29 protein-coding genes and 4 pseudogenes are annotated in these 25,679 nt (G+C 58.6%); 20 read left to right on the top strand and 13 right to left on the bottom strand.

Annotated elements, in window-relative coordinates:
- Positions 1–50: 50 nt before the first annotated feature.
- From NKJ90_RS19460 to NKJ90_RS19450, 3 genes are read right to left on the bottom strand one after another with little or no spacing between them, the layout of a single operon-like run.
- Positions 51–764 carry a thermonuclease family protein gene (locus tag NKJ90_RS19460; protein ID WP_352486560.1) on the bottom strand — a complete coding sequence of 238 codons (714 nt, stop codon included), beginning with the start codon at positions 762–764 and terminating at the stop codon, positions 51–53.
- Positions 761–1,303, bottom strand: a complete 543-nt coding sequence (locus NKJ90_RS19455) for a thermonuclease family protein (protein WP_182574569.1) — start codon at positions 1,301–1,303, stop codon at positions 761–763. The genes NKJ90_RS19460 and NKJ90_RS19455 overlap by 4 nt, the downstream gene beginning before the upstream one ends.
- Positions 1,300–1,908 (bottom strand): hypothetical protein, encoded by a 609-nt coding sequence (locus tag NKJ90_RS19450; RefSeq protein WP_352486615.1) that lies wholly within the window; start codon positions 1,906–1,908, stop codon positions 1,300–1,302. Before NKJ90_RS19450 ends, NKJ90_RS19455 begins: the two co-directional genes overlap by 4 nt.
- 156 nt (positions 1,909–2,064) lie before the next feature.
- Here NKJ90_RS19450 and NKJ90_RS19445 point away from each other — a divergent pair, with 156 nt between their 5' ends.
- The 13 genes from NKJ90_RS19445 to NKJ90_RS19385 are packed head-to-tail and all read left to right on the top strand — an operon-like array spanning position 2,065 to position 15,046.
- Entirely contained in the window at positions 2,065–3,015 is a 951-nt protein-coding gene (locus tag NKJ90_RS19445; RefSeq protein WP_352486558.1) for a lytic transglycosylase domain-containing protein, read from the top strand.
- Positions 3,016–3,027: 12 nt separating this feature from the next.
- Complete coding sequence (locus NKJ90_RS19440; RefSeq protein WP_352486556.1) at positions 3,028–3,375, top strand: TrbC/VirB2 family protein; 348 nt, start codon at positions 3,028–3,030, stop codon at positions 3,373–3,375.
- 2 nt (positions 3,376–3,377) lie between these two features.
- Positions 3,378–3,677, top strand: coding sequence for a VirB3 family type IV secretion system protein (locus NKJ90_RS19435; RefSeq protein ID WP_182574566.1), 300 nt, complete (start codon positions 3,378–3,380; stop codon positions 3,675–3,677).
- 3 nt (positions 3,678–3,680) lie between these two features.
- The gene (locus NKJ90_RS19430; protein WP_352486554.1) at positions 3,681–6,092 is read left to right on the top strand and encodes a VirB4 family type IV secretion/conjugal transfer ATPase; all 2,412 of its coding nucleotides are present in this window, start codon (positions 3,681–3,683) and stop codon (positions 6,090–6,092) included.
- Between the two features lie 56 nt (positions 6,093–6,148).
- The gene (locus NKJ90_RS19425) at positions 6,149–7,174 is read left to right on the top strand and encodes a lytic transglycosylase domain-containing protein (protein WP_352486613.1); all 1,026 of its coding nucleotides are present in this window, start codon (positions 6,149–6,151) and stop codon (positions 7,172–7,174) included.
- An 11-nt stretch (positions 7,175–7,185) separates the two neighbouring features.
- Positions 7,186–7,890, top strand: coding sequence for a type IV secretion system protein (locus tag NKJ90_RS19420; protein WP_352486552.1), 705 nt, complete (start codon positions 7,186–7,188; stop codon positions 7,888–7,890).
- Positions 7,880–8,104: a hypothetical protein gene (locus NKJ90_RS19415; RefSeq protein ID WP_425374551.1), complete on the top strand. Its 225-nt coding sequence runs from the start codon at positions 7,880–7,882 to the stop codon at positions 8,102–8,104. Before NKJ90_RS19420 ends, NKJ90_RS19415 begins: the two co-directional genes overlap by 11 nt.
- Positions 8,105–8,119: 15 nt before the next feature.
- Positions 8,120–9,151 carry a TrbL/VirB6 family protein gene (locus tag NKJ90_RS19410; RefSeq protein WP_352486550.1) on the top strand — a complete coding sequence of 344 codons (1,032 nt, stop codon included), beginning with the start codon at positions 8,120–8,122 and terminating at the stop codon, positions 9,149–9,151.
- A gap of 38 nt (positions 9,152–9,189) precedes the next feature.
- Entirely contained in the window at positions 9,190–9,882 is a 693-nt protein-coding gene (locus NKJ90_RS19405) for a VirB8 family type IV secretion system protein (protein ID WP_107652754.1), read from the top strand.
- Positions 9,879–10,688: a TrbG/VirB9 family P-type conjugative transfer protein gene (locus NKJ90_RS19400; RefSeq protein ID WP_352486548.1), complete on the top strand. Its 810-nt coding sequence runs from the start codon at positions 9,879–9,881 to the stop codon at positions 10,686–10,688. Before NKJ90_RS19405 ends, NKJ90_RS19400 begins: the two co-directional genes overlap by 4 nt.
- Positions 10,688–11,914 carry a type IV secretion system protein VirB10 gene (gene virB10, locus NKJ90_RS19395; protein ID WP_352486546.1) on the top strand — a complete coding sequence of 409 codons (1,227 nt, stop codon included), beginning with the start codon at positions 10,688–10,690 and terminating at the stop codon, positions 11,912–11,914. The genes NKJ90_RS19400 and virB10 overlap by 1 nt, the downstream gene beginning before the upstream one ends.
- Entirely contained in the window at positions 11,895–12,911 is a 1,017-nt protein-coding gene (gene virB11, locus NKJ90_RS19390; RefSeq protein ID WP_352486544.1) for a P-type DNA transfer ATPase VirB11, read from the top strand. Before virB10 ends, virB11 begins: the two co-directional genes overlap by 20 nt.
- The gene (locus NKJ90_RS19385) at positions 12,908–15,046 is read left to right on the top strand and encodes a type IV secretory system conjugative DNA transfer family protein (protein ID WP_352486542.1); all 2,139 of its coding nucleotides are present in this window, start codon (positions 12,908–12,910) and stop codon (positions 15,044–15,046) included. The genes virB11 and NKJ90_RS19385 overlap by 4 nt, the downstream gene beginning before the upstream one ends.
- Positions 15,047–15,202: 156 nt before the next feature.
- Here NKJ90_RS19385 and NKJ90_RS19380 read toward each other — a convergent pair whose 3' ends face one another.
- Positions 15,203–15,700 carry a hypothetical protein gene (locus NKJ90_RS19380; RefSeq protein WP_352486540.1) on the bottom strand — a complete coding sequence of 166 codons (498 nt, stop codon included), beginning with the start codon at positions 15,698–15,700 and terminating at the stop codon, positions 15,203–15,205.
- 419 nt (positions 15,701–16,119) lie between these two features.
- Between NKJ90_RS19380 and NKJ90_RS33545 the strand changes: the two are divergent.
- Positions 16,120–16,593: pseudogene (locus NKJ90_RS33545) on the top strand (ATP-dependent DNA ligase); the annotation flags it as partial.
- 359 nt (positions 16,594–16,952) lie between these two features.
- The gene (locus tag NKJ90_RS19370; protein WP_352486538.1) at positions 16,953–17,198 is read left to right on the top strand and encodes a hypothetical protein; all 246 of its coding nucleotides are present in this window, start codon (positions 16,953–16,955) and stop codon (positions 17,196–17,198) included.
- Positions 17,199–17,298: 100 nt separating this feature from the next.
- On the opposite strand, the gene NKJ90_RS19365 is transcribed toward NKJ90_RS19370, so the two are convergent.
- The 4 genes and pseudogenes from NKJ90_RS19365 to NKJ90_RS19350 all read right to left on the bottom strand — a co-directional run bounded on the left by NKJ90_RS19365 (position 17,299) and on the right by NKJ90_RS19350 (position 18,894).
- On the bottom strand, positions 17,299–17,544 hold the full coding sequence (locus NKJ90_RS19365) for a hypothetical protein (RefSeq protein WP_352486536.1): 246 nt from the start codon (positions 17,542–17,544) through the stop codon (positions 17,299–17,301).
- A complete protein-coding gene (locus tag NKJ90_RS19360) occupies positions 17,541–17,741 on the bottom strand; it encodes a hypothetical protein (protein ID WP_352486534.1) in 201 nt (66 codons plus the stop codon). The genes NKJ90_RS19365 and NKJ90_RS19360 overlap by 4 nt, the downstream gene beginning before the upstream one ends.
- Positions 17,742–17,923: 182 nt before the next feature.
- Positions 17,924–18,606: pseudogene (locus tag NKJ90_RS19355) on the bottom strand (SOS response-associated peptidase); the annotation flags it as partial.
- Positions 18,607–18,615: 9 nt separating this feature from the next.
- A complete protein-coding gene (locus NKJ90_RS19350; RefSeq protein WP_352486532.1) occupies positions 18,616–18,894 on the bottom strand; it encodes a hypothetical protein in 279 nt (92 codons plus the stop codon).
- A 93-nt stretch (positions 18,895–18,987) separates the two neighbouring features.
- Here NKJ90_RS19350 and NKJ90_RS19345 point away from each other — a divergent pair, with 93 nt between their 5' ends.
- The 3 genes from NKJ90_RS19345 to NKJ90_RS19335 all read left to right on the top strand — a co-directional run bounded on the left by NKJ90_RS19345 (position 18,988) and on the right by NKJ90_RS19335 (position 20,001).
- Positions 18,988–19,281, top strand: coding sequence for a hypothetical protein (locus NKJ90_RS19345; protein WP_352486530.1), 294 nt, complete (start codon positions 18,988–18,990; stop codon positions 19,279–19,281).
- Between the two features lie 64 nt (positions 19,282–19,345).
- Entirely contained in the window at positions 19,346–19,612 is a 267-nt protein-coding gene (locus NKJ90_RS19340) for a hypothetical protein (RefSeq protein ID WP_352486529.1), read from the top strand.
- Between the two features lie 107 nt (positions 19,613–19,719).
- Positions 19,720–20,001 (top strand): hypothetical protein, encoded by a 282-nt coding sequence (locus NKJ90_RS19335; RefSeq protein ID WP_352486527.1) that lies wholly within the window; start codon positions 19,720–19,722, stop codon positions 19,999–20,001.
- A gap of 283 nt (positions 20,002–20,284) precedes the next feature.
- On the opposite strand, the gene NKJ90_RS19330 is transcribed toward NKJ90_RS19335, so the two are convergent.
- From NKJ90_RS19330 to NKJ90_RS19320, 3 genes are all read right to left on the bottom strand, one after another.
- Positions 20,285–20,488: a CsbD family protein gene (locus NKJ90_RS19330; RefSeq protein WP_352486525.1), complete on the bottom strand. Its 204-nt coding sequence runs from the start codon at positions 20,486–20,488 to the stop codon at positions 20,285–20,287.
- A gap of 198 nt (positions 20,489–20,686) precedes the next feature.
- Positions 20,687–20,977, bottom strand: a complete 291-nt coding sequence (locus NKJ90_RS19325; RefSeq protein WP_352486523.1) for a hypothetical protein — start codon at positions 20,975–20,977, stop codon at positions 20,687–20,689.
- A gap of 34 nt (positions 20,978–21,011) precedes the next feature.
- Complete coding sequence (locus tag NKJ90_RS19320; protein WP_352486521.1) at positions 21,012–21,479, bottom strand: Ros/MucR family transcriptional regulator; 468 nt, start codon at positions 21,477–21,479, stop codon at positions 21,012–21,014.
- Positions 21,480–21,891: 412 nt separating this feature from the next.
- Here NKJ90_RS19320 and NKJ90_RS19315 point away from each other — a divergent pair.
- A pseudogene (locus NKJ90_RS19315) lies at positions 21,892–23,047 on the top strand (IS30 family transposase).
- Positions 23,048–23,135: 88 nt separating this feature from the next.
- Here the strand turns inward: NKJ90_RS19315 and NKJ90_RS19310 are convergent.
- Positions 23,136–23,429, bottom strand: coding sequence for a hypothetical protein (locus NKJ90_RS19310; RefSeq protein WP_352486519.1), 294 nt, complete (start codon positions 23,427–23,429; stop codon positions 23,136–23,138).
- A 283-nt stretch (positions 23,430–23,712) separates the two neighbouring features.
- The gene (locus NKJ90_RS19305; RefSeq protein WP_352486517.1) at positions 23,713–24,219 is read right to left on the bottom strand and encodes a GNAT family N-acetyltransferase; all 507 of its coding nucleotides are present in this window, start codon (positions 24,217–24,219) and stop codon (positions 23,713–23,715) included.
- A 215-nt stretch (positions 24,220–24,434) separates the two neighbouring features.
- On the opposite strand from NKJ90_RS19305, the pseudogene NKJ90_RS19300 reads away from it, so the two are divergent.
- Positions 24,435–25,180, top strand: a pseudogene (locus NKJ90_RS19300) (IS5 family transposase); the annotation flags it as partial.
- Positions 25,181–25,679 lie beyond the last annotated feature (499 nt).

Below are 25,679 nucleotides of genomic sequence, written 5' to 3'. Positions count from 1 at the left end.
GGTGGAGCGGTTCGCTTCGAAGCGTCTGCCGTGCAGACGAAGTCCGGCAGCTATCGGTCTGCCCTCAACGGTCGCTTGCGGGCATCGGCAAAAGGCGGGGATATTTCACTCTCGCGTTCGGCCAGCAGATTGAAATCAGCGATCGGCCGGCGATCTGGCGTCTTGTCGACCGCCTTGCGGCGCCATTCATTCATGTCGAGCACGTAGGTTGCCCACATGCCGTAGCGCGCGGCCATGGCGTAACGCTGATAGGCGGCATATTGGCCATTGACGAGATAGGGAGAGGCAACTCGCGCCCAACCGGCACGAAGCATTTCCAGGGCAAGATCTCGAGCGCAGGTGGTGCAACGCGCGATCGCCGTACCGTCGACTCTGTAGGAGACGACGTTGCAGGTCACCGACTTGTTGCCGACCGTCCGTTTAAGCCATGCCTTGGCAAATGGTCCGCACGGGACGGGTGGAGGAGCCTTCACTCTCTCACGGTCTTCCCACTTGGGATCGAGTGCCCATTGCGGCAGCTCGCAAGCGTCGATGTCGGCCAATTGGACGCTCTGTGCGTACTGAGCGTACCAGAGCGTCCGTCCGTCCATGACCGCGACCCGCCCCCTTAGAACAGGATGCACCCGGGTCACCTGGGCGGCGGATGGTTCTACGGCTGGCCGGTAGACCTTGCGGACAGGCTCATTCCCGATGACATCCGCCGCTTCGACGGCCTCAGCGGTGAGGGCAAGCATTGCTGCCGACAAGAGGAGTTGGGCTTTCATTGCTTCGCCTCCTTCTTGGCGCGCTCGTTGGCTGTCTTGGCCAACAGGACTGCCGGGTGTACAACATCGGGGAACTGCCAGAGACCGGCCTTGCGTTCGCGGGCGTCCAGCTCGGCCACGGAGTACGGCGGATGAAGTGGCATGCCCTGATCATCGAGCGAAGCGAAGGCGTAGCCGCTCGAAATCATCATGGTGGCGAGGTCGAGGCGATCCTTGCCAACGGTGGCATAGCAGATGACGTAGGTTAGGTCCGCGGTCTTGGCGACCGGCGCGCAAACCGGCTTGGTGTCCTTGATATAGGCAGCAAACATTGCCAGGGACGCATCGCCACAATCGCGCTTTTGCCCCTTCAAGTCGGTGTAGTTGGTGCCGCGAAGGCAGGATTGAACCCCAAACAGGCGATAGCGTTGGCCCTCTGCAACCCAGGTGTCGCCGGTTTCCAGTGTTATGCCCGGCTCCAGGTCAAAATAGCCGTCAGGCGCACTAAGCGCCGTTGCAACACTGGCCACGGTGAGCGTAAGGGCGAGTGAACACCTCATTGGGCCTTCACTCGCGGATCGGCCCACATGCCGTAGGACCCTTCTTTGCCGACATCTTCGGCCTGCGCGAGGTCGGGCCGGTCATAGGAGCCATCGGGCTTTTTTGTCAGGCGCAACGCGCCAAGGGACAAAAGCTGCTCCTCGAACATATCAACGGAATCGAGGCTGCCGGGATAATTGTAGTAGCCATAGCAGGTGGCATTCTGCGTCGGTGACGACTGCTCGCTGACGAAGGCCCGGCAGAAGATAACCTTCGGGCTTTTCAGCATGATTTGCAGCTGCTGTTGCGCGAAGTCGGCGCAAGTGCCGGCAAAGCCTTCCTTCCGGTTGACCACGTCACCTTGGCACGGCTGGAGGCCGTAAAGGTGAAGATTGGTCTTGCCATCGACCCGGAAATCCGTGGGCGATACCGCCACATATCCGGATGCTGACGCGTAGCCCTTGCGGTCCACGGCTTTGCCGCTGCCGTCATAGTATTCGACGACCAGCACCGTCTTGCCCGGTGCCGCCAGCGACTTGATGTAGTCCTTGTTGACGTTGTCCACCGACCAGGCCGGCGTTGCGATAACGCAACCTGCGAATGCAGCAAGGATGGTCCGTTTCATTTCCAGCCCTTTACCATATTGGTTCATGCCGAATCCCACTTTTGGGGGTTTAAGTGTGGCGCAAAAACTTGTATCGCTACACCAAATAGGTTCATACTGCGGCGAACCTAATCGGTTTTCACCACAATCTCAACACCGCAAATGGGGCGTGTCGCGATGACAAAAAGGGCGGGAAGGAGCATCATTGCGCGCAGCGGGGCTATGATTTGCTCGACCCTGCTGAATGTGCTCGCCACTGGCGCCGCAATGGCCCAGGAAGCGCAGAAATCCGCCACTTTTGTGAATATTTTCGCGCAAACCGAAAGCGTCAATGACGCTGCGATCAGTAGAATTTTCGATTCTAGATGGAGCCCGAGCGGCGGTCATTACGTCCTCAGCGAGGACGGCGTTGTCGCACCAGAGAAGTCAGCCAAAAAGGACCAACAGGCATATACCCATATTAGTACACTGAAGCGGGCTTACACGACGGAGGACGACACTGCCGAAAATGCCATTGTGGGTAAGCTGCCGACAGGACAGATTACCCACAATGGTGTGGCGAATGCGACTCAAGACAGCACGGCAAGCGTGCAGGCATGCGGTCCGTCACCGCTAAACCCTTCGGAAATCAAGAAATTAGTCGTCGATGCGGCGCGGCGTCACAAGGTCGACGAGGTTTTCGCTACCGCGATTGCCTGGGCGGAAAGCGGCTTCGACCAAACTCGCAATTCGGACAAAGGCGCGCGCGGCCCCATGCAGCTCATGCCTGCGATCGCCGAACGGTTCCAGGTCGAGGACATCTGCGATCCGCAGCAGAACATAGAAGGCGGCATGAAGTACCTGCGGGTCCTGCTCGACGAGTTCCAAAATCCTCTGCTTGTCGCCGCTGCCTACAACAGCGGCGAGCAACGCATCTACGCGTACGGCGGCATCCCGCCGTTCCGGGAAACCGTCGGCTACGTCGCCAAAGTGGTCAATTACCAGCTCGGTTTGCCCATGCCGGCGGCGAGGGCAAAGCCCAATGTATCCGGGACCACAACAATCGCAGACGGTGGTGAGAACGGCGACGTCGGTGTCATCGCCGTGAAGAAGACCGGCAAGTTTGTCGGTGGAGTGATGCACTTTTGAAGGAGAGAACGCATGAAGTGCAATGCAATTGAGGGACCGAGGGTCGGCACATTGAGGCTGGCAGCCGTTCTTGGATTGGCTGCGGCCGTGCACATGGCCGGCGTCGATCTAGCCTTGGCGCAAAGTGGTGGTGGTGGCGGCGCCTTCGCGCCTCTGCAGACGGCCGTTCAAATGATCGTGGATTTCATCACCGGTCCTTTCGGCCGGCTGTTAGCGATCATCGCAGTGATCGGCCTCGGTTTCCTCGCCTTCGCCGGTCGGCTGTCGTGGTTCACGGCAGGCGCGGTCATTGTCGGCATCGGCCTGGTCTTCGGCGCACCGACCATCGTCGATGAAATGATTGCGGCTGTCGGCAAATAGCGATGGCTGAGTTCGAGGACGAAAAGCCTGCGCTGACGCCGCTGGTGATCGGCTTGACCCGCTCACCGACGCTTTGGGGCGTGCCGTACATGGCCGTCGTTATCGTAGTCGGTTGCACGATCATAGGGTGGTTGGGCTCCAACTCCCTGTGGGCACTGCTGACCGCACCAGTCGCCTACCTCGTCCTTTTCACGCTGTGCACCTGGGACAGCAAGATCCTCGACGTAATGCAGGTTGCGTCGCGCAAGACGCCCCGCACGCGCAACAAAAGCTTTTGGGGCGCCAATTCATACGGACCATAGCCGATGCTGAAAGTCGTCACAGAAGAGCTTGGGTTTGGGAAGGCCGCTCAAAACGAGCGGCCTATGTCGACCCATATCCCGTATTTGCGCCATGTCTCCGACACGGTGATCGGCTTGGAAAATGGCGCCTTAACCAGCGTCATCAAGCTCGACGGCCTGTTCTTCCAGACTGAGGACCAGGCCACGCTAAACATGCGCTCCGTCGTCCAGAACACGATGATCCGTGCCCTCGGTTCCGGCCGGTTTTCGCTGTGGTCGACGGTCATTCGCCGCGCGGTTGAGACCGAGATCGGAGGCGCTTTTGATGATCCGTTCTGCGACCTGCTCAACATGCGTTACATGGAACAGTTGCGCCACAAGCGCATGTTCACGAACGAGATCTACCTGACCATCGTCAGGTCAGGCATGAGGGGTGCGCTCGGCATCGGTGACACCCTTAAGCGGATACTCAACAACGCCAGCAGCGACGGCCGCTCTCAGCAGTCGCGCGAGAACGTGACGGAACTGGAGGAGTTGGTCACCAACATCACGCGCGAGCTTGAGAAATACGGCGCACGTGCGCTCGGCATCGTTCGCCGCAACGGCGAGCCATATTCCGAACCCTGCGAGTTCTTCAACACAATCCTGACCTGCGGCGTGCCACGTAAGATGCGGCTTCCGCGCATGGGCATCAGCAACTACGTCGGCACGTCTCGCCTACATTTCAGCAAGCGGACCATGCAGGCACAAGCTGCTGTCGACGAGGACAGCCGTTTCGGCGCGCTTCTGTCGGTAAAGGAATATCCCCCCTTCACGGGGCCGGGAATGCTCGACGGCCTTTTGCAAGTCAATCACGAGTTCATTCTGACGCAATCGTTCACGATCGCGGACAAGCCCATTGCTCAAGAGCGAATTACGCGCCTGCAGCGTCAAATCCAGGCCTCGGATGAAGCGGGTAGCTCGGTCGAACACGACATCGATTTCGCAGTTAACAGTCTGATGAACCAGGAAGCCGTTTTCGGCTTCCACCATCTGACACTGTTGTGCCTGTCGCGCGATCTGGAGGGCGTGAGCAAGGCGGTCTCGGAGCTTGGGGCATGCCTCACCGACATGAACATCAACTGGCTGCGCGAGGATATGAACCTCGAAGCAGCCTTTTGGGCGCAATTGCCGGGAAATCACAGTTACATCGCCCGCAAGGCGTTGCTGTCGAGCGGCAATTTCGCCGGTTTGTCGTCGATGCACAATTTCGCGACGGGGCAGTCCGACGGCGCGCATTGGGGCCTGCCGATCACGATCCTCGAAACGACGTCGCAAACGCCGTACTGGTTCAACTTTCATCAACGCGACATTGGCCACTTCCTCGTCACTGGTCCAACCGGCTCGGGCAAAACCGTCGGCCTGACGTTCTTGCTTGCCCAGGCGATGCGTATCAATCCCGCACCCAAGGCAGTTTTCTTTGACAAAGACCGCGGTGCGGAGATCTTCATTCGGGCGGTTGGCGGCACCTACGAGGTACTGTCCCCGGAAACACCCACCGGCTTCAACCCTCTGCAGCTCGAGAATACCGGACCGAACCGGGAATTTCTCCTGCGGCTGCTAAAGGCAATGCTTCGCGCCAACGATCGCCGCGACTTTAGCCAGGAAGACGAAGATACGCTCGAAAAGGCCTTGGCTCGGCTCATGCAAGAGCCTGCGGCTGAGCGTAACTTGGTGAACCTGTCGACCCTACTCGTCGGTCGCTCTCGCGCAGACGCCAACGACCTTCATGCACGGCTGCGACCCTGGATCGACGGCGAAAAGGCATGGCTGTTCAACGCTCAGCACGACGTTTTGTCGTTCTCAGGACATCGTGTCTTTGGCTTCGACATGACCAACATCCTCGCAAATGAGGAGTTGCGCACACCGGCGCTGATGTACCTCTACCATCGGCTGGATGAGCTGCTGAACGGCGATCCCGTGATGTTCTTCATGGATGAAGGCTGGCAGCTGCTCCAGGATGAGACCTTTTCGGCGTTCATCGTCGACAAGATGAAGACCATCCGCAAGCTCAACGGCATTGTCGGTTTCGGAACGCAGTCGGCGGCCGACATCGCCAAGGCCCGCGCATCACACACGCTGATCGAGCAATCGGCAACGAACATCCACTTCCCTAATCCGCGCGCGGACGAGGAAAGCTACATCACCCGCTTTGGCCTGACGGTCAAAGAATTCAACTTCATCAAAAACACCCCGCCTGAGAAGCGCACTTTTCTCGTCAAGCACGGGAACGACTCGGTCATTGCCCGGCTCGATCTGTCGTCGATGCCCGACATGGTCAAGGTCCTGTCTGGCCGAAAGAAGACGATCGAGGAGTGCGCCGCACTTCGGGAACAATACGGCGATGAGCCGGAAAAGTGGCTGGCCGAATTTTGCGGATGGGAGAAGGCTCAATGAGAAATCGTCTGGCCCTTGGCCTGCTGGTGACAACACTCGCCACCCCCGTTCCGGCGATGGCGTCCGGTGTTCCCGTCATCGACGGAGCGAACCTCGGTACAAAAACAGATCGGAAGGACAAGACCGGCGAAATCGAAGAGATCGACAAGGACCGGTTTTCGATCAACAAAGGCGTGACCTGCTCCGTCTTCAGGGAAGGTCGCAAGGACGATCCGATCGCGGCCGCGCAAGCCAACCCCGAAATCGTCGGCCTGGTCAAAAGGGTCGCGAGGGAAGAAGGCGTCGACGAGAACCTGTTTATGGCTCTCGTCTACCAGGAAAGCCGTTTCAATCCATGCGCCCAATCCGGCGCCGGCGCATACGGCCTCACACAGCTGATGCCGGGGACCGCAAGCGATCTCGGCGTCAATCGCTACAATATCGAGTCCAATTTGCGTGGCGGCGCCCGCTATCTGAAACAGCAGCTCAAGCGGTTCGGCGGCAACGTGAATCTGGCACTTGCCGCCTACAATTCTGGTCACGGCAACGTCCAGAAATACGGCGGCATCCCGCCGTTCAAGGAAACACAGGGTTACGTCAAAAAGATCACGCAACAGTGGCTGCCAGCACTCGGTGGGGCGAATGGGGCGAACATCCCGATCAATTATGGCGGCGGCAGCACATCGTACACTGGCATGCGGGATTCGACTATCAACGCCATGGCGACGTCGCAAGCCACGCAGGAGAGCGGCGCCAACGTCGCCTCATGGCTGCAGCAACTCGGCGGCCTGACCACTGGAACTATTCAGGACAGTTGGGACCACAATTCCGGTGCGCGAAACGCCAATCTCGAAATGATGAACCAGGCCATCCTGCTCGGGACGACAATGGCGGACCTGTTCAATTCAAGAAACGCGATGCAGCTGACTGAAACGTCGGGCTCATCTCAGTCATCTGGATACAAAAACAAAGGCGAAATGCCGCGCGAATCCACTGGTCTGTGCGACCCGCGCGAAGGGCTCGAATGGAGCCCGGCGGACAAGGCCTGTGTCCAGAAGCGCGAGCGTGAATCCACCCTCAACCTGCAACTCAAGCTTCAATAAGGAGACCTTCTATGAAGCGCTCTATCCTCACTGCGTGCTCGGTTCTCTTTGCTTCCGCGGCATGGGCATCAGGCGTGCCGGTCATCGACGGTGCCAATCTCAAGGTGGCCAAGGAAACGGCCATGACCACCGACAAGATCCTGAACACGAACAAGGACATCCTGTCGACTGTCGAAGACACGTTGAAGGCCGTCACCGGCGATCGCGGCGGTGACGCCAACCAGATGCAGAATCTGGCTGTAGGCAACGGTTTCAGCGTGTCCTCCATGCCGTCCTTCGACAGCATCATGTCAGGCGGTGTGCCAAACTTCGGCGGAATGGGTGGCGACATCAGCAAGATCGCGACCACCTTCATCAATGGCCTGCAGCTTGTGAAAAGCCTGTCTGGCAAGTCAAACAGCGGCTTTTCCAGCGACAAGTCCTATGAAGAGCTGATGAACACGGTCCTTGGCGTCTCGGCCCTTGTGACCGGATCGCAGCAGGCCGTGACAACGCGCCGGAGCGCCCTTGAGCAAGCGGGACAGAGCATCGGCCAGGCTCAGGACATCAAGGGGTCGATCGATCAAAACACCCAACTGCAGGTCCAGGCCGGCCTCACCATCAACGAGCTGATCGGCGTGATGAACGGTGCTGTCGGCTCCCTGCAGGCCGATAACCAGCGCCGGCTCACCGACATTTCCAACTCGAAGAAGGCATTGACCTACGGTGGCAACTAAGCCTGCTCACATAGTCAGGGCTTTGTTCGTGGTCGTGATCGCGGCCGGCGTTGCCGGCTGCGGTACGGTCAAAGAGAAAACGGCCCCCTGCAAGCGACCCGCAAATCTGACGTCCTACGCTGCCGATCCTCGCCAGGAATGCGGCCCGATGTCGTACGTCAACGGTGACCCGGCCACGGCCATGGCGGCGATAAAGGCGATGGCAACTCAGTAAGGGCGATCGGCGGCAATGGAAGATTTCTTAGGCAACCTCCTCGACCGAATTGAAGACACAGGCAGAACCTTCTCGGAAAGGGCATATGGGATTGTCGGCAGCGAAGTCACGCCGCTGCTCAATGTCCTGTTCCTGGCCTATGTCGCTTATTACGGCCTGCAGCTCTTCATGGGAACGTCCAGGGTCAGCGTTGCCGAAGTCATCGGCCGCGTCGCCCGGATGGTGATCATTCTGCTGATCGTCAGAGAATGGAGCAGTTTCGACACGCTGTTTTACAGTTGGCTGAACAACACGCCCGAGGATGTCGGGCGCGCGATCCTGACTGCCACGGGAACCGGCATCACCGAACCGACAAATGGCCTGTCGATGATCTGGAAGACCGCCAATGAAGCAGCGGCGGCGTTTGCGGAACAGTCGGGCTACTTCGCCATTCTGCCGTCGATGATCGGCTTTCTCATCATGCTTTGCGTGGCAGTCTTTATCGCCGTCGCGCTGGCGATCCTGTTGCTGGCGAAGGTGATGATGTGGGTGCTCATCGGAACGGCCCCGATCTTCATAGCCTGCATGCTGTTCGAGCAGACGCGACGCCTCGGCGTGTCGTGGTTCCAACAGGTCCTTCTCTACGCGCTGATACCGCTGTTCATCTATGTGGTTGCCGCCTTCCTCATCGCCGCCATGGATCCCGAACTAACCAAGGTTACGAATGCAGCGAACCAACGCCGGCTGCAGCTCAGCGACGTGTCGGCTTTCCTGCTGCTGTGCTGCGCAGGCGCGTTCGTTCTTTTCCATATCCAGGTGTTGGCTCAAAGCATCGTCGGCGGCGTCTCAGCGGGCATCGGCAACGTCGCCAGAGCTGTCGCGCAATACTCCGGCATGACGGCTCCAACGAAGGCACTCGACGTTACGCGCGGCGCGGCAGGGGTGGTCGGCAATGCCGGTATGCGCGCACGCGATCGTATCCATTCCGGCATGATTGCCAACATTCGCACGGCCAATGAGCGCACTGCCATGCAGGACAGAATCTCCAACAACAGCATGCCTCGCTGAGGCGGCTCGCTGGCAGGCAAAGTAAGGGCTGGATCAATATGGCAGACAACGAAGGTGCGCTGAGGAGCTATTTTCAGGACGGCGATCGATGGGAAAACGAGATCGTCAAGAAGGCGAAGCGCTCCCGGTCGCTTGCATGGTTCGTGGCGCTGCTTTTCGGCGCGATCACGCTGCTGGCGCTCGCAGCACTCGTTCTCTTGGTCCCGCTGAAAAGCTTCGAGCCGTATATCGTCGAAGTCGACAAGAACACCGGCTATATCGAGGTCAAGACAGGCCTGACCAAGCCGTTGACCCTGACAGAGACGCAAGCCATCACGCAAGCCAATGTGGTGCGCTATATCCGCCACCGCGAGGGGTATGATCCGTTCGCCATCGAAGAAACCTTCGGCATCGCCGCTCTGCTGTCGACCGGGGATGCGGCACGCGAGTTGGCAGAGCAGTACAGCGCAGCCAACCCGAACAATCCGACCAAAGTCTACGGCAAAAACAAGCGCGTGCTGGTCGACGTGAAGTCCGTGACGTTCTCGAATGCCAGCACGGCGCTGGTCAGGTTCTCGACAACGGAAAAGTCCGACACGGAGTCGATCGTCCGGCACTACATTTCGGTTGTGCGCTACCGGTATACGGAGACGCCGGAAACGAATGAATGGCGGTTTGAAAACCCCCTCGGATTCCAAGTCTACAACTACCGCCGCGACCAGGAAACGGTTACGTCGGGGGACGAGGGATGATGAAGCGCCTGCTATTTTCGGCGGCGTTTTCCGTCGCCATCCTGACTCACGCCCATGGTGCGCAAACGCCTCGTCCGGGCAACCTCGACGGGCGCGTTACCAGTGTCGTCTATCAGCCGAACAACGTGGTCACGGTCAATGCCACCTATGGCATTTCGACTATGATCATTTTCGACGAAGACGAGAAATTTGAAACGATCTCGCTCGGCGATACGGAAAGCTGGCAGGTAGCGCCTTCCGAGAAGGGCAACATCCTGTTCGTCAAACCAGTCGCCAAGAACGTGACCACCAATATGAACGTGGTGACGACGAAACGAATTTATTTCATCGAGCTGCACGACTATGCGCCAGAGGCAGGCCACAAGGTCTTTGGCGTGCGCTTCGTCTATCCAGAGAAGGATCTGAACGCCGCCTTGCGCAAGGAGGCGGAATATAGAGCGGCAAACCCCAACGTCTCGAACATCGACAAGGCCAACGTCAACATTGACTACTCGTTCTCAGGCGACGCGGCCCTGAAACCGTCGATGGTCTTTGATGACGGCAAGAAGACCTTCTTCAAATTCAACGGCCGCGTGCCGGCGATCTTTGCCGTTCAATCGCATTTTTCCGAGACGCTGCGCAATTTCCGCAAAGAGGGCGACTATCTCGTCGTCGATGGCGTCGCCACTCAATACACGCTGCGCGACGGCGATCAGTGGACGTGCATTTTCAACCTTCGAAAGCCCGACTTCGGGACCCCAGACCCCGACATCCTCGGCCCGGCTCCCGACCGCCAGGCTAAGAAGCGCTCGAGGAGCGGCAACTGATGAAGCAATCTCCAGAACTAGAGGCCATGCTTGCCGGCGACGATACGGCCATCGCCAACAAGAATGCCAAACGCAATCAGCTGCTCGGCGGTGCTGCGCTGCTAATCGGTGGCGTCGTCGCCGCCTATTTCGTCCTCTCGCCCGCCAAGGAAACCTCTCATGACATCACCCAAGGCGACGAGGAGTTTCGGACCACGACGTTCCGTCCCCCGTCGTTCGTGCGCGAGCAGGATAAGACGAAGCCGCAACCCGACCCGGCGATCATCAATATTCCGCCACCGCCCGAACCGGTTGAACCAAAGGTCGATACGACGGGATTCAACGTACCACCGCCGCCTCCCCCGGTTGCTGAGCCGGCCGTCGCGCCACCCCCGGCGGACAAACCGCCACCGGAAGAATTTCCGCAACGCTACAAATCAGGGCTGATCTCGCTTGACCAGGCCAAGGCTGAGGACGGCGCCGGCGGGCTCGGCGGCGCCAATGGCAGCGGCCCTACGGTCGCTGGCGAAGACCGCAACAGCAAGTACCTTGCTGCTGCATCGAGCCTGGCCGACCGTGGTGCGAAAGCCACCCAACTCAAGCGCATTGATGCCTTGATCCCGGAAGGCACTCTCATTCCCGGCATCCTCGAAACGGCGATCAACAGCGACTTACCGGGGCAGATTCGGGCGATCACGTCTCAGGATGTTTATTCGTTCGATGGCCGCCGTATCCTCATCCCGACGGGAACGCGACTGATCGGTGAGTATCAGTCCGATGTGACCAGGGGACAAAAACGTATCTTCGTCATCTGGACGCGGCTTATCCGTGATGATGGCGTGAGTGTCCGGCTGAACTCGATCGGAAGCGACAGTCTCGGCCGTTCCGGTCTCACCGGTCAGGTCGACAACAAATGGCGCGAACGTTTCGGGTCGGCGATCGTCCTTTCCATCGTCGGCGCCGGCGCCAGCTACCTGACCGGCTTCGGAAGCGACCGAGCGTCCGGCAAAAACAACGACGATGCCAAACGCGGCGAGGAGCTGGCGCGCGACACGATCGCTCAAACCTTCAGCGACATGGCCAACCAGGCTTTGAGCGAAAATCTCCGCATCCCCCCGACCATCAGCGTTGGTCAAGGCGAGCGCATCTTTGTTTATGTCCGACAGGATCTCGATTTCAGCGCCATGTACGACGATCCCGTCACCGAAGCGATGAAGGAAATTCAACGTGAACGTCGCCGTAGGTAGAGCCCCCAACCCTTATCACTTTCTCGATCGCGCGCTGGTTCCGCTGAAACCATTCCTGAAAGACCCGCGCGTCGTCGAAATTTCGATCAACAAGCCCGGCCATGTCTATGTCGAACGTCTCGGCTCCGACCATATGGAGCACCACGAGATTCATGAGCTGACGGCCGCCGAAATTCAGAACATCGGTGAGCGCGTCGCCGGCGCGACAAGTCAGTTTATTAGCCACTCCAAGCCCATTCTCAGCGCGGCGCTGCCGACTGGCGAACGCATTCAGGTCGTCTTGCCGCCGGCCGCTCCCGAAGGCGGCTCAATCTCGATCCGCAAGCAGGTGGTCAACAACTTCACGCTTGAGGAGTATCGCGACAGCGGCTCGCTAGACAGAGTATCGGTCGCCGTCGGCGGCCTAAGTGACATCGATCGCGACTTGATTGCCCATCTGCGCGGCGGCCGCATCTATGACTTCATCCATACGGCCATCACGAAACGGGTATCGATCCTGATCAGCGGCGGCACTTCCTCCGGCAAAACGACGTTTCTCAACGCGTGCTTGAAAAGCATCGATGCCAATGAGCGCATTCTGACGCTTGAAGACACACGCGAACTGTTACCGCCCCAGGCTAATAAGGTGCACCTCCTCGCCTCAAAGGGCGATCAGGGCACGGCTGACGTGACGATTCAAAGCCTGCTCGAAGCATCGCTTCGCATGCGCCCCGACCGCCTGTTTGTCGGCGAAATCCGCGGCGCCGAAGCCTTCGCGTTCCTGCGCGCGATCAACACCGGCCACCCCGGCAGCATGTCCACGGTCCATGCCGATACGCCGATGGGTGCCTACGAGCAACTTGCCATGATGATGCAGCAGGCTGGCATGTCGTCAGGTTATTCCAAGGCCGATCTGATGTCCTACATTCAGATGGTCATCCCGATCGTCATCCAGCTCCGCCGCGACGGCGGCAAGCGCGGCGTGTCGGAAATCTTCTTTGCCCGGGATGAATCATGAGCCAGGGCTATAAGGCCTTTTACCTGCTCTTCTGCACCGGAATCGTCTTTGCAGTCTGGATTCTCGGCTATGGCCTTGGCCTCCAGATTTTTTTCCGTGACGGCCGCATTCTCGAAGCGACGATCACCACCAATCCATTCGCCCCTTTGCAACAATTCTTGCTCTACAAGAGCAACACCACATTGCAGATGGTCGCGATCGGGGCGCTCGTCCCTGCCCTACTTGCCGGCGGCCTGGCTGCATTGCTCGGCGTTCGGCCGCAAGGCAGCCCACTCGGTGACGCGGCCTTTCAGGACATCGCTTCTCTCCGCCGCGGCAAGTGGTTTCGCAAAGCCGGCCATGTCTTCGGTCGCGTCGGCCGCAAAATCCTGCGCACCAAGGATGATCGTCACCATCTGATCATCGGGCCGACAAGATCGGGCAAAGGCGCCGGCTATGTCATCCCCAATGCTCTGATGCATGAAGGGTCGATGATTGTTACCGACCTCAAGGGAGAGATTTTCAAGGCGACGGCCGGATATCGCCGACGCAGCGGCAGCCAGGTCTTCCTTTTCGCGCCAGGCGCGGAGCGGACGAACCGCTACAACCCTCTCGACTTCATTCGCCAGGAACGCGGAAATCGCACGACCGATATCCAGAACACTGCGAGTATTCTCGTTCCCGAAAACACTGAATCCGAAAACTCGGTATGGCAGGCGACCGCTCAACAGGTCATGGCAGGCGCTATCAGCTATGTGCTGGAAAGCACATTTTATAATGGCCGGCGCAATCTCGGGGAGGTCAATTCGTTCTTCAACAGCGGCGTCGACCTTCAGGCCTTGATGAAATTCATCAAGGCCAAAGAGCCGTACCTGTCCAAATTCACGTTGGAAAGCTTCAACGCTTATCTGGCCCTTTCTGAGCGCGCCGCCGCTTCGGCCTTGCTCGACATCCAGAAGGCGATGCGCCCGTTCAAGAACGAACGTATCGTCGCTGCGACGAACGTCACCGATATGGATCTCCGCGCGATGAAGCGGCGGCCGATCTCCGTCTACCTCGCGCCCAACATCACGGATATCACGCTGCTCAAGCCGCTCCTGACGCTGTTCGTGCAACAGACAATGGACATTCTTACTCTCGAGCACGATCCGAACTCGCTGCCGGTCTACTTCCTGCTCGACGAATTTCGGCAGTTGAAGAAGATGGACGAGATCATGACCAAGCTGCCCTATGTGGCAGGGTATAACATCAAGCTCGCCATCATCATCCAGGACTTGAAGAATCTCGACGAGATTTACGGCGAAACCTCCCGGCATTCGCTGCTCGGCAATTGTGGTTATCAGCTCATTCTAGGCGCGAATGATCAGGCGACGGCCGACTATGCATCCCGTGCGCTCGGCAAGCGGACCATCCGCTACCAGTCGGAATCGCGCACGATCGAACTGCTTGGTCTGCCGAGGCGCACGAAGGTCGAGCAGATTCGCGAACGTGACCTGATGATGCCGCAGGAAATCCGGCAGATGCCGGAGAGAAAGATGATACTGCTTGTTGAAGGCCAGCGCCCGATCTTCGGCGACAAGCTGCGATTTTTCGAGACACAGCCATTCAAATCCGCCGAAGCCTTTTCTCAGGCGCACACTCCGGACGTGCCGCCGATCGAATATCTTCCGGTACAGCCGGTTCCGGCTTTGACCGACAATTACAACTGGGCAGACCAGCCCGCCGAAGATGTGGGTGCCCCGACTACCGGGATGGCTGATTTCGAAAAGAGAATGTCATCACCAGCTAATGACGCTGAGGCGATGCCAACTATCGCTGCGGCCGTGAAACCGGCGCCTGCAACAAAGGAGTCCGCAGCTCGCACCGTGAATCGCAAAGTTAGCCTGCCGAAACCGAAACACGCTAAGGCATCGAGTGGCGGATCTGGAAACGAAGCGGAGGAGAAACCGGAGGTAGCGGCGATCGACGCCAGGATTAAGGTTGCCGAAGAAAGCCTGAAACCTAGCGCTGAACGCCTCAAGGAAACAGTTTCTCAGAAAGTCGAAAAGCTCGTCCAGGCATCGCCCACGAAACGGCGAAACTATCTCGACATTTTCGCAACGACGGTCCCCGACCCCGTCGAACTCGGCCTGGAGGCCATAGAAGCCCCAGCATAAAGAGCCGCGAATTGCGGGTCTTTATGCGAATTCATGATCGAACTCGCTCAGAAGATAAGCACAATGCCAGCGGCGGAGGGAATGTCATGTCGCGGAAAGGTGGTGACCAGTCACCCACGGCTGGCACGTGGAACGCCTGCAATGCGGACCAAGCCGTCATTTGGCCACGTGCAGATCCGCCCACCTTATCCTGAGGAAAGGCTTCGCCGTTTTGGGAAGCTTCGAGCGATCGACCATCCGGGATGATACTTCAAAATCCGCGTTGATCTTCACGACGAGCAGCTTGCTGAAGTTACCTGATACCTTCACGACAACCTCGTCCTTGGACTTGAACGGGGTGATGGTCTTGATCTCAACATGATCGTTGCCAAGCCTACCATCAGCACCCTGCGCATAGTTCTTGTTCAGCTTTATTCCGTAGGTGACAGCGCCGAAGAGCTCCCCAATGTCTCCGTACACATTGAGATGACGACCTGTCTCAACGTGGTAGCTTTCTGCCAGCGACAAGAGATCCTGAAAATACGGAATCAAAGATCTTATCGCATCAGGATACTTTGCTCGCCATTCCTGGTATCGGAGCTGTTCTTCCACGTCGGACCAGGAAACCCACTCTCCATCGTCATAGAAGGCCCGATCCCAGACATCAACTTCCATTTCACACCCCTTGGAAGTCCGTACTGTATCGGAAGCCGATCGGCAAGATGCGGTCAAGTATGAGCGCTTCGGGCTCAATCGAGCCGTCCATTGCGTCTGTTCTCGATTGCATGGGGTCTCGGTCGAGAGCAGTCATAGCCGGACCGCCATTCTATCCGGAGGACGCTTCGCCGCCGTTCGGTTTCAGAACAGCGGCCCGGCGTCGCATCGAGGGGGGACTGGCGCCGAGCCTAACCGGCTTACGGGGGGGTAGTTTTGCCGGCTGAGGTGAATATAGGCCCTTCCATATATCATTGCTTGCTAATTTAATAAGATGATCATGTTCCGTTCCCCTAGCCGCCAGATCGCGCAGGCCTAGACTCGATGCCGTGCCTAAACAAGTGAGTGCCGGCACTGGCCGGCTGGCGTTCATTCCACCGATGTTGCCGACCCTGGTTTCGAAGCCTCCCGAGGGGGATGGCTGGATTCACGAGGTCAAGCTCGACGGCTACCGCTCGCAGATCGTCATCAACGGCCCGGATGTTCGCACCTACACCAGGCGGGGCCTCGACTGGTCTGAAAAATATCGCGACCTGGTCGAAGCCGCGAAGGCGCTCGATGTCGAGACGGCGATCGTCGATGGTGAAACGATCGTCACCAACGTTGCCGGCCTACCGGATTTCGCTGCGCTTGGGCGAGCAATCACTCGACGCCAGCATGACCTCTACTTCGTCGCCTTCGATCTGCTGCACCTCAACGGCCACGATCTGCGCGACCTCGGCGTCGAGGAGCGTCGCGAGATCCTCGCTGGCATGATTGAGCCCGGCGGGCGTATCCAGTTCAGTGAAGCGCTGCCGGGCGAAGCCACGGCCATCTTCCATCTGCTGGACAAGGCCGGGCTTGAAGGAATGGTGTCGAAGCGGCGCGACAGCAAATACCGCAGCGGTCCGTCGACCAACTGGCTGAAGGCAAAATGCTATTCGATCGACGAATACGAGTTGCTCGGAGTTGAGCGCGAAGCGGGCAAGCCAGCGTTCGCTCTGATGGCGGATCGTGCGACAGGGAAATACGTCGGCTCGGCCTTCATCAACGCGCGCAGCGCCATCCGAGACCGGCTGTGGAAACGCGTCCAGGAATACGCCGGGCCGCCGCCGAACGGCATGAAGCGGCCGGCGACGCAATGGGTTAAGCCGGGCATCATCGGGCGCGTGAAGCACTTGCGCGGGGAGGAAGATGCACGCTTCGCTGCAGGATTTCCGGGAGGAAGACGACAATGGCCCTGGCTAAGAAAGACCAGGAGCGCATCACCTACGCATGGATGTATGGCGCACAGGCCCGCAAGGATGGCAACGAACGCGATGTCCCAGCCGTTTGGGAGGAATTTGCCGACGCGTGGCTGCAGGGCTTTGATGGCGAGCCAATGGCCGGGGCCGGGGCCGGGGCCGGGGCCGGTAAGGCGAAGCCGATCAGCGATCAAATGGAAGCGGAGGTCGACGAGGCAGGCGTTAGCAAAGCCTAGCAGGCTGTTGAAAAACTGTTTTGTTCACGGAACGTATCAGAATCATACCGAGCACAAACCAGAGTCAAAACGGGTATCTCCGATCCTTTTCCACAGCCTGCTAGAGCGGCTTGCCCGCGCGTATTATGGCGATCGCGATCGCGAGCTGCGCTTCCGTCCTGGCATTCTCTTTCAGGGTCATATTGTCGGCGGCAATGAGCCGCTTCAACGATCTCAGGATTTCGCCGCGCGTCCAGCCGACCTCAAGCATGCAATCGACGATCGCCTGAAAGCCGGGCTCCATGGCCTCCTGGCAATCAATGTCGCGGTCCTGATATTCTTCCTGTCTTTTCGGCGGACTGATCATCTTGCCCCCTGCAAATAGCGGTCGCCGTGCTCTCGGTGCCCGAAACAGAACCAGTGCGGTTCTTGCCTTGGCTTGGCAAAGCCAAACGGAGCACGCATGGCGCATCCGGTGAACTCGCAAACATGGTTTTCGATGCGCGCACGCTCGCGCGGGACGGCCGTCATGCCTTCCGCAAGTCTGGCCGGCTCGTCGCTCATCCGTATCGCTTGCCGAGAGGCGGCGCGTTCAGCGCGTCGAGCTGATCCTGAAGACGGCCATTCAGCACGATCATTTCCTTCAGGGCCTTCATCGTATCGCCCTTGTGCAAAGCGACGAACTTGTCAGCGACTGCCTGCAATGCCGCCTCCTGGCGGCTGTCCAGCGTGATGATGCCCTGCGTCGGTGCCTGTTGCGGCATTTTGATCTGGGTTGCCGGCTTCTCGACGATCACAAGGGCATCGTGGGGCGCGGTGCGCTGCAGTTTCTTCGCTTCCGGCCACGCCGCGGTCAGCCAGGTCTCAATCTCTTCCTGCGTGGTTAGGATCACCGGCATGGCTTTCTCATGGATCGGCTTGATCAACGCGTTGGGCGCCGTCGTCATGAAGCCATAAAGCTCGAAGTCGCCTGGGCCATCCTTGACCTTGCGGATCCCGTGCCACGGCGTCCACAGGCCAGCGAAAAAGAACAGCGGACGGTCCTCGTTCCGCGCAAACCAATAGTTGCGTTGAATGCCAGTCTCAGGGTCTTTGTCACCGGGAGTAGGGGACGGCTCGGCAAAGCTGGTGACAGGCACAACGCAGCGATTCTCAACGCCGACATATTGCTGCCAATGGCCGTATTGCGGGTTTCGTATGTTTGTGGTGCCTGGGTCCGAATTGCCTCGAACTCGTTCTAATGGTGTGGGCATTCCCCAACGGAGGTTCGCCAACTCGCGTTGGCCGTCGGATGCGTTGCGGACTACGGGTCCGAATTGGTTGGGGTAGATGTCTATCGACGGTTCCAGGTTGCCCAGAATGTCGCGCAGGGCACCTGTGAACTGCCGAATGGCCTCTTGCGACGTGGTGAGTTGTAGAGATTGCACATGTCTTGCCTCTAGTGGCGTACGCCAGCCTTCTTGCTTTCTCTCAGGTAAATGTCGGTCTGGTGGCGCATCGCGTCCGAAAGTGACAACGCCAGATCGAGGTCTTCCGGATAGACGGCCAGGATCCACACAGCCGTCAGTTCGGCGATGGCTTGTTTCTGGCCGACATCGGAGAGGCCGCGCATTTGCTTGGCCATCTTGCTGACGGTCCTGTGGATGGCGGGCCGTTCACGCGTCACGGTAGCAATAATGTCCGCGTGCTTAGTCGGGTCGGCGATGAGAGGTTTCATGGGAGTGTCTCCATTTTGCCCGCAGCGAACAAAATGAGAACACCAGCGTCAATAGCTCTTGACGAAACAGGAATATTTTCCTCATTCTAGTGCATGGCGCACGATCCGATCGACACGCTGGGCAAGGCGACCCGGCACAATATGCTCGTGAAGGCGGAATGCAGCTGCGGCAATGTCCGCTACTGCAGATCTGCCGATTTGATGATGGTGTACGGCGGTGGCGTCGATCCCCTGACCCTGAAATTCGACTGCAGTCGCTGCAAACCGCAGGTGAAAATCACCCTGATGGAGGTGCATCCGGAGCACCTGCCAAAGCGCCTGATGATCCACAAGCCGATGAAAGTCGACGGCAAGATCACCTGGTACACAGAGCGGTTCCGAGGGTGAAAAAGACCCTCGCCGGCACCCTGGCCGCCCGCGAAACCATGTATATGTCAATTGCGGGCACCCGATGTGCTGCAAATCCACCAAGCTCGACATCAGGGCGTTGATAGACACGTTCGGCCCGGATCACGGCTCAATGCATTGGGATCTGGTCGGGCTCTTCGGCTGCGCATCATGCAAGACCGCCGGCCGCGACCGACGGCCCGCCTTCTTCACCGTCATTCCTGATTACGAAGGCCAGCAGCGGGAGCGCAACCGAGACTGGAAACCGACCTTCGATCGGACCAAGGGCGCCCAAATCTGTACGGAATCGATCAAAGATTCTGGCTTATGAACAAGGTGGCACTTCTTACGAATCCGTAAGTCGCCGCCGGGAACCGAGTTCAGCAGATCAACGTTTTCCCAAGGGTCATTCTGGATGACCTAACGACGGAGGAAACAATGAACATCAAGATGCTCACAATGGGCGCGATGGCGCTTGCGGTGATGACTGGCTCGGCTCTTGCCGCTGGCAACACATCCGCACTCGACGATCCGGCAAAGATGTCGCCCTTCTTCACCGATGCCGGCATGAAAACCTTGAGGACGGAAAAGGATTTCAAGACCGCATGGATGGCCATGAAACCCGATGAACAGAAGGCGGTGTTGAAAGACTGCGGCGATACCACGCTCAACAAGTCGCACGCGGATTTCTGCGCGATGGCAAAGAAGATGGGCGGCTGAATCTAGGCCGAACGTCGAAATCGGGCACCGGGTCCGCCTTCGAATTGACTGCGGGCCGGCGCCCTTCTTTTGACACTGAAACAAACCAGAGGGGCGCCGAGCCTTTACCCGGCGGCGCTTTGAGGGGAGCGGCGCCGAGCAGTGAGTGTAGCGCACTCGCTAGAGTTGTTGGAATACAGCCTTTTGGACGAGGACCCGCGCGGCGACGCCAAGTCCGCTGCTCGGGGCATGTGGGTTGGGGTGGGCCGCCGCTTCGCAAATGGAGCGGCGGGCTTTTTGCGTCCTACCACCCTTGCCTCCCATACCAGTCATCGATATCGCGACGAACCCGATCCTTTTCGATGCCGTAGCGTTCTTGAATCTTACCCTCGAGCTGATCGCGATTTCCCGCGATGCGATCAAGATCATCATCAGTGAGTTTTCCCCACTGTTCCTTGACCTTACCCTTGACCTGTTTCCAGTTTCCTTCGACGCGGTTCCAGTCCATGACGGCCTCCTTCGTTTCGAAAAAGGCGCAACGTCGTCCGGCCAACGAGGTTCCAAGGTGTCCTTTGCTGAAGATGGCCGGCGCCTGTTGGGCGGGGGGCCTTGTTAAGGTAAGGCGCCGGCCTGGCGGCTGGGCTTCCGCCGCCCAACAACATAACAGGCGGGTCTCCGGGACCTATGGTGTAATCGCGGGAGCCTCTCAGGCGCTCCCGTCCGTCTCGCTTTCCTCATCGATCATCCGCAGCGGCAGATAGGCGTTCGTTTCCAGCCACTCCCGAAGCACGATCTGAATGAGGTCCGCGCGGCCAATTTTCATCTCGGCGGCAATCGAGTTGAGCGCATCCTCGGTTGCCGGCTCCAGCGGCACGCCTGTCACGTTTCTGAGCATCAATGCAGCTCGACGCAATATAATCTGCAGATCCGCACGTGACATGTCCCCAATGCGATCGGCCGCGCTTTCAAGCTCTACGGCAATAGATTGACGCGTCATCGTATCGAGCCCGCTTGCCTGAGGCAGGGTCTTCTTAGGCCTTCACCCGCTTGGCTGGTGCCTTCTTGGCTGGCGCCTTCTTGGTGGGCATTTTTGCGCTCGCCTTGCGACCAAGTCCGATAGACTTCGCCATCTCTGACCGTTGCGCAGCGTAGCTTGGTGCCACCATAGGGTAGTCCCGCGCCAACCCCCACTTGGCTCGATACTCGTCAGGCGTCATGCCAAGCAAGCCCAAGTGCCGTTTCATCGACTTGAACTTGCGCCCATCTTCCAAGGAAATGATATGGTCGGGAAACACGGATTTTTTCGGATTGACCGCCGGGGTCTGTGTTGGCTGCTCAACTACAGCTGGCTTGACTAGGCCAACGAGAGCGGAATTCACCGAAGAAATAAGATCGGGCAGGACTGCTACGGGTACTGCGTTATTTTGGACAAACGCCGCGACAATATCCGCGGTCAATTCCATCAATTCCGCGTTCTGGCGATTGTTCTCTTCGGTCATTCATCAACTCCTATAGCTATTCCGCTTTCGTATGGCGGAAAGTCGGATCGCGCAAGAAGCGGGTCCACAGAATGGAATACTCGGGATCGTCGGCCGGCCGCTGCGGTTTAAGGCAGAGTCTTGAAAAACTTCCGCACCTGGAACTCTACACGCCTACATTGCTAGACGGCACGCCTTCGTTTCGGCAAAGCTGCGAATCGCGGGGCCACTGGCAATCCGCAAGTCGGCGGGTTCAGGCAATGCTCATTGAAAGATGGGCCGCCGACTTTCCTTTTTGGCTGTAAAGCTCGGCGGGTTGTCGCTCTCAATTGCCGTCACAAATTTGATCGGCGGGACGTGGCGACGCGGATGGCTGGGTGGGTTCAACCGGTCACCGCAACACCTTTAATCTGAGAGGATTGGGAGGTGTCGCATGGTGACGTCACGGATCTGGTGTACCCCGGAGCAGAAGGCCGAGCTTTGGGAGCGGTGGAAGCAGGGTCAGAGCATTTCATCGATCTCGCGGGCACTAGACCGCCGGACCAAGGGCGGCGTTCAGCGGATCGTATCCTTACACGGCGGCATTGCTCCGTCAGCAAGGCGTAGAGCGGCCTCGGCGCTCGAGCTGGGGAGCGCGAAGAGATCTCTCGCGGGATTGCGGCAGGTCTTGCCATCCGCGCTATTGCACGAAGTCTGGGGCGATCCCCATCAACGATCAGTCGCGAGATCTCGCGCAATGGCGGTGCCCAAGCGTATCGAGCAACCCGAGCCGACAAGCAGGCTTGGCAGCGCGCGCTTCGCCCGAAGCAATGTCGCCTGGCATGCTCTGGACGGCTACGATGGCTGGTGGCGCATAAGCTGGCGCTGGAATGGTCGCCCGAGCAGATAGCGGGCTGGCTGAGGCGAGAGTACCCTGGCGATCCAGACATGCGCATATCTCATGAAGCCATCTATCGCAGTCTGTTCATCCAGTCGCGCGGGGTGCTCAAGAAGGAATTGACAGCGCATCTGCGCACCAAACGGCAAATGCGTCTCGCCAAAGGCGCACAGAGCCGGACGGGGCAAGGACAAATCCTCGATATGGTCTCCATCCGCGAGCGTCCCGCCGAGGCAGAGGATCGTGCCATCCCAGGTCATTGGGAGGGTGATCTGCTCACCGGAGCAAACGACACGAACATCGTCACCCTGGTCGAGCGACACAGCCGGTTCACGATGCTTGTGAAGTTGGCCAGAAGGGACTCAGCGACTGTCGTGGCGGCCCTCGCCGAGAAAATCGGCACATTGCCCCAAGAGCTGCGGCGCTCGTTGACATGGGACCAAGGCAAGGAGATGGCTCGTCATAAGAGCTTCACCGTCGCAACCGATCTCCAGGTCTACTTCTGCGACCCGCGCAGTCCCTGGCAACGAGGCAGCAACGAAAATACCAACGGCCTGCTCAGGCAGTACTTCCCCAGAACAACCAACTTCTCGCAGGTCCCGCAGGCCCAACTCGACAGCGTCGCCCTGCGGCTCAATCAGCGCCCCCGAAAAACCCTGGACTTCGAAACACCCGCCGATAGGCTCCACAAGGTGTTGCAGTGACCGGTTGAACCCACCCTGTCATACGTGCCATTCAGACGGACCGTCGTCGTCGGTGCCTTGCTTTTGTGTCGGAGCAGAACACTTGCCTTCGGGTGATCACCTGTCATCATCGCTCATGACCAAGGATGAAGCAGACAGGGTGTTCGCTACTTTTGCACAAAATGGGCTGAAGAGCGTGGGCTTCCTCATCAGCCAGAGAATCCAAGATTTTCCGACTTCTTTTCTTGGCTTGAGCAGAAGTCGCCGGACCACTTGAAATTCCGAAGCAGTACTTCGGTGCGGGACGACGTCGAGCGATGGTTCATTGACGAATTCAAGCAAGGTTGGCGCTACTAGCAAGCGATTTCCGGAGAAGCCGGTGCCGTGCTCCGGGCCATCTTCCGCGATCACGCCATACCCATCTCACTTGCCTCCTGCGGCGGGAGACCCCAATCCCGCCTTCGGTCTTCCAAGACCTTCGTGCCTCCCAACGGCAATGGCCGGATTGGTCAAACTCCACCGTACGCCTTCTGCGATCGAGCGTCCGCAACGGGTCGCAAATGTTGCCATTCGTCTCATCGACGGGAACGAGCAAGTAGCGCCATGAGCGGCCCCTTAGAGCCTGACCCGAAACTACCGACACTCGGTACCCGAAGACAACAGCCGCCATGGGTGGGGGGAGTTGTCGTCCACCTCACACGACAGGCGGGATGTGATAGACGACCGAGCGGTATTTTGGATTGGTCCGTCGCCCCATAATTCGGCCGCCAAATGCCTCGGCAATCCGTCTGCTTGCAAGGTTCTCTTCAGCAACCGGATATTCGAAGTACTCGACGGGAACGTGCATACTTACCCAAACTACGACCGAACCAATCAATTCGCGGCCATATCCCATTCCATGAACGTCGCGACGAAGCCAAATCCCTAGCTCTGGCCGTCCGGACTGCAGCGCATGTGTGCCGACAATTCCAAGGCACCGACCGTCTTTTCGGTCGCGAGCCACCATATGAAGATCCTGCCGGTTTTCAATCAAGGGGAGCCAAGTTCGCCAAACACTCTCGAAGTCTTCCAAAGTGGGCGGGGGTTCCCACGCCATAAATTGTGTGATCTCCTGGGAGATACAGGCAAAGACCTCGGGAGCGTCGTCCGGCGCGAATGCTCTGGTGATCGTTCGAGCGGACAAAATTTCAATATCTGACATTATCGATCCCGTATCGCCGAGGGTTTCGTGCCTTGAGCAGGTCGCAGAATAAGACTTCCTCGGTAGGTCAAGAGGTTTGCAAGGGGTCGTTCTGCGACGTTCCAAGCGGGCACCAAATGTCAGGCTTTCACCCGTAGGGGTTGGGCGTTGACGCAGTTGAGTGGCCCCGTCCGTTGTGATTCGCTTGAGTTGATAGACTTGAACGGGATCGCAACATGGGTTGGACGGAGACCACCCGCCGGCGATATTGCCGCGCGGGACAGCGAGATGCAAACGCGTTGACTGACAGGGAATGGGCGTTGATCGAGCCGTTCCTGCCGGGAACGAAGACAACGGGACGACCGCGGACGACAGAACTTCGGGCGGTCGTGGACGCGCTTTTCTACATCGCCTGGACCGGCTGCCAGTGGCGGGCATTGCCAGACCGGTTCCCGCCGGTTTCGACGGTTCAACGCTATTTCTATGCCTGGCGGGACAACGGGCTGTGGAAGACCATCAACTTCCACTTGGTGGCTGCGGCACGCCTGGCGCTTGGTCGCGAGGCGAGCCCGAGCGCTGGTGTCATCGACAGCCAATCGGCAAAAACCACGGACGTTGCCGGTTTGCGCGGTTACGACGCCGGCAAGAAGGTCAAAGGCCGCAAGCGCCATATCATCACCGATACCGAGGGGCACTTGGTCGGGCTGACGGTGCATACGGCCGACATCCAGGACAGGGATGGGGCAGTCGGCGTCATCGCCTCCATTCGACGGCTTTACCCCTGGTTGCGCCATTGTTCGCCGACGGCGGCTATGCCGGAGAAAAACTGTCGCAGGCTCTTGCCAATCTCGGCACATGGACCATCGAAATCATCAAGCGCTCCGACACGGCCAAGGGCTTTGAGGTGCTGCCGCGACGATGGGTCGTCGAGCGAACTTTCGCCTGGCTGGGACGTTGTCGCCGGCTCGCCAAGGATTTCGAGGCGACTATCGCCAGCGCCGAGGCATGGATATTCATCGCCTCCATCCGCCTCATGCTGCGTCGAAGCGCAGCTCCGCCTCGCACTTAACCGAGTTTCGAGTCAGGCTCTTAGGGACAAGGCATTGAATGACCGTAGTTTCACGGGAGCGGACTGTCTGCTATTGAATGGCAATCTCGCGAAAGCAATCGTCGCGAATGTGATCAAGCAAAACTACTGACCTCTGTCCTTCTACGAGAATGGGTGGCAAGCGGAAAAGCCTTTGCGGAGACCGACTGCAAGGAGCGAAGCGACTGAAGTTGGACGAAAGGCTCTTGAAGCGCGCCGGAGGCAAGGCCCCAGCTACGAACCGCGCGTCAGACATACAACTCCAGGGCATCAGGCCGCAGCGCCGCGCCTTTTGATCATTGCAATAAGCGCGAACTTACGAGATAATATCGGTCTTTAGTTTTAACTTTTTTGGAATTTGCAAAGATAAAGAATGCGATCACCGCTCGCTTAC

The sequence above is a fragment of the Mesorhizobium sp. M0051 genome, assembly GCF_040323235.1.
In the GTDB taxonomy this organism is placed as follows: Bacteria; Pseudomonadota; Alphaproteobacteria; order Rhizobiales; family Rhizobiaceae; genus Mesorhizobium.
Note: the sequence above shows the minus strand (reverse complement) of the source record. Positions and strands in the feature narration are given on the sequence as shown.

What these genes read in the sequence shown, in the direction of transcription:
- NKJ90_RS19385 (WP_352486542.1), top strand. Translation starts at nt 12,908, where the DNA reads ATGAGCCAGGGCTATAAGGCCTTTTACCTGCTCTTCTGCACCGGAATC.
- NKJ90_RS19340 (WP_352486529.1), top strand. Translation starts at nt 19,346, where the DNA reads ATGTGCTGCAAATCCACCAAGCTCGACATCAGGGCGTTGATAGACACG.
- NKJ90_RS19435 (WP_182574566.1), top strand. Translation starts at nt 3,378, where the DNA reads ATGGCTGAGTTCGAGGACGAAAAGCCTGCGCTGACGCCGCTGGTGATC.
- NKJ90_RS19370 (WP_352486538.1), top strand. Translation starts at nt 16,953, where the DNA reads ATGGCCCTGGCTAAGAAAGACCAGGAGCGCATCACCTACGCATGGATG.
- NKJ90_RS19430 (WP_352486554.1), top strand. Translation starts at nt 3,681, where the DNA reads ATGCTGAAAGTCGTCACAGAAGAGCTTGGGTTTGGGAAGGCCGCTCAA.
- NKJ90_RS19455 (WP_182574569.1), bottom strand. Translation starts at nt 1,303, where the DNA reads ATGAGGTGTTCACTCGCCCTTACGCTCACCGTGGCCAGTGTTGCAACG.
- NKJ90_RS19325 (WP_352486523.1), bottom strand. Translation starts at nt 20,977, where the DNA reads ATGACGCGTCAATCTATTGCCGTAGAGCTTGAAAGCGCGGCCGATCGC.
- NKJ90_RS19450 (WP_352486615.1), bottom strand. Translation starts at nt 1,908, where the DNA reads ATGAAACGGACCATCCTTGCTGCATTCGCAGGTTGCGTTATCGCAACG.
- NKJ90_RS19440 (WP_352486556.1), top strand. Translation starts at nt 3,028, where the DNA reads ATGAAGTGCAATGCAATTGAGGGACCGAGGGTCGGCACATTGAGGCTG.
- NKJ90_RS19410 (WP_352486550.1), top strand. Translation starts at nt 8,120, where the DNA reads ATGGAAGATTTCTTAGGCAACCTCCTCGACCGAATTGAAGACACAGGC.
- NKJ90_RS19365 (WP_352486536.1), bottom strand. Translation starts at nt 17,544, where the DNA reads ATGATCAGTCCGCCGAAAAGACAGGAAGAATATCAGGACCGCGACATT.
- NKJ90_RS19420 (WP_352486552.1), top strand. Translation starts at nt 7,186, where the DNA reads ATGAAGCGCTCTATCCTCACTGCGTGCTCGGTTCTCTTTGCTTCCGCG.
- NKJ90_RS19460 (WP_352486560.1), bottom strand. Translation starts at nt 764, where the DNA reads ATGAAAGCCCAACTCCTCTTGTCGGCAGCAATGCTTGCCCTCACCGCT.
- NKJ90_RS19335 (WP_352486527.1), top strand. Translation starts at nt 19,720, where the DNA reads ATGAACATCAAGATGCTCACAATGGGCGCGATGGCGCTTGCGGTGATG.
- NKJ90_RS19305 (WP_352486517.1), bottom strand. Translation starts at nt 24,219, where the DNA reads ATGTCAGATATTGAAATTTTGTCCGCTCGAACGATCACCAGAGCATTC.
- NKJ90_RS19400 (WP_352486548.1), top strand. Translation starts at nt 9,879, where the DNA reads ATGATGAAGCGCCTGCTATTTTCGGCGGCGTTTTCCGTCGCCATCCTG.
- NKJ90_RS19350 (WP_352486532.1), bottom strand. Translation starts at nt 18,894, where the DNA reads ATGAAACCTCTCATCGCCGACCCGACTAAGCACGCGGACATTATTGCT.
- virB10 (WP_352486546.1), top strand. Translation starts at nt 10,688, where the DNA reads ATGAAGCAATCTCCAGAACTAGAGGCCATGCTTGCCGGCGACGATACG.
- NKJ90_RS19405 (WP_107652754.1), top strand. Translation starts at nt 9,190, where the DNA reads ATGGCAGACAACGAAGGTGCGCTGAGGAGCTATTTTCAGGACGGCGAT.
- NKJ90_RS19380 (WP_352486540.1), bottom strand. Translation starts at nt 15,700, where the DNA reads ATGGAAGTTGATGTCTGGGATCGGGCCTTCTATGACGATGGAGAGTGG.
- NKJ90_RS19345 (WP_352486530.1), top strand. Translation starts at nt 18,988, where the DNA reads ATGGCGCACGATCCGATCGACACGCTGGGCAAGGCGACCCGGCACAAT.
- NKJ90_RS19330 (WP_352486525.1), bottom strand. Translation starts at nt 20,488, where the DNA reads ATGGACTGGAACCGCGTCGAAGGAAACTGGAAACAGGTCAAGGGTAAG.
- NKJ90_RS19320 (WP_352486521.1), bottom strand. Translation starts at nt 21,479, where the DNA reads ATGACCGAAGAGAACAATCGCCAGAACGCGGAATTGATGGAATTGACC.
- NKJ90_RS19445 (WP_352486558.1), top strand. Translation starts at nt 2,065, where the DNA reads ATGACAAAAAGGGCGGGAAGGAGCATCATTGCGCGCAGCGGGGCTATG.
- NKJ90_RS19425 (WP_352486613.1), top strand. Translation starts at nt 6,149, where the DNA reads ATGGCGTCCGGTGTTCCCGTCATCGACGGAGCGAACCTCGGTACAAAA.
- NKJ90_RS19360 (WP_352486534.1), bottom strand. Translation starts at nt 17,741, where the DNA reads ATGAGCGACGAGCCGGCCAGACTTGCGGAAGGCATGACGGCCGTCCCG.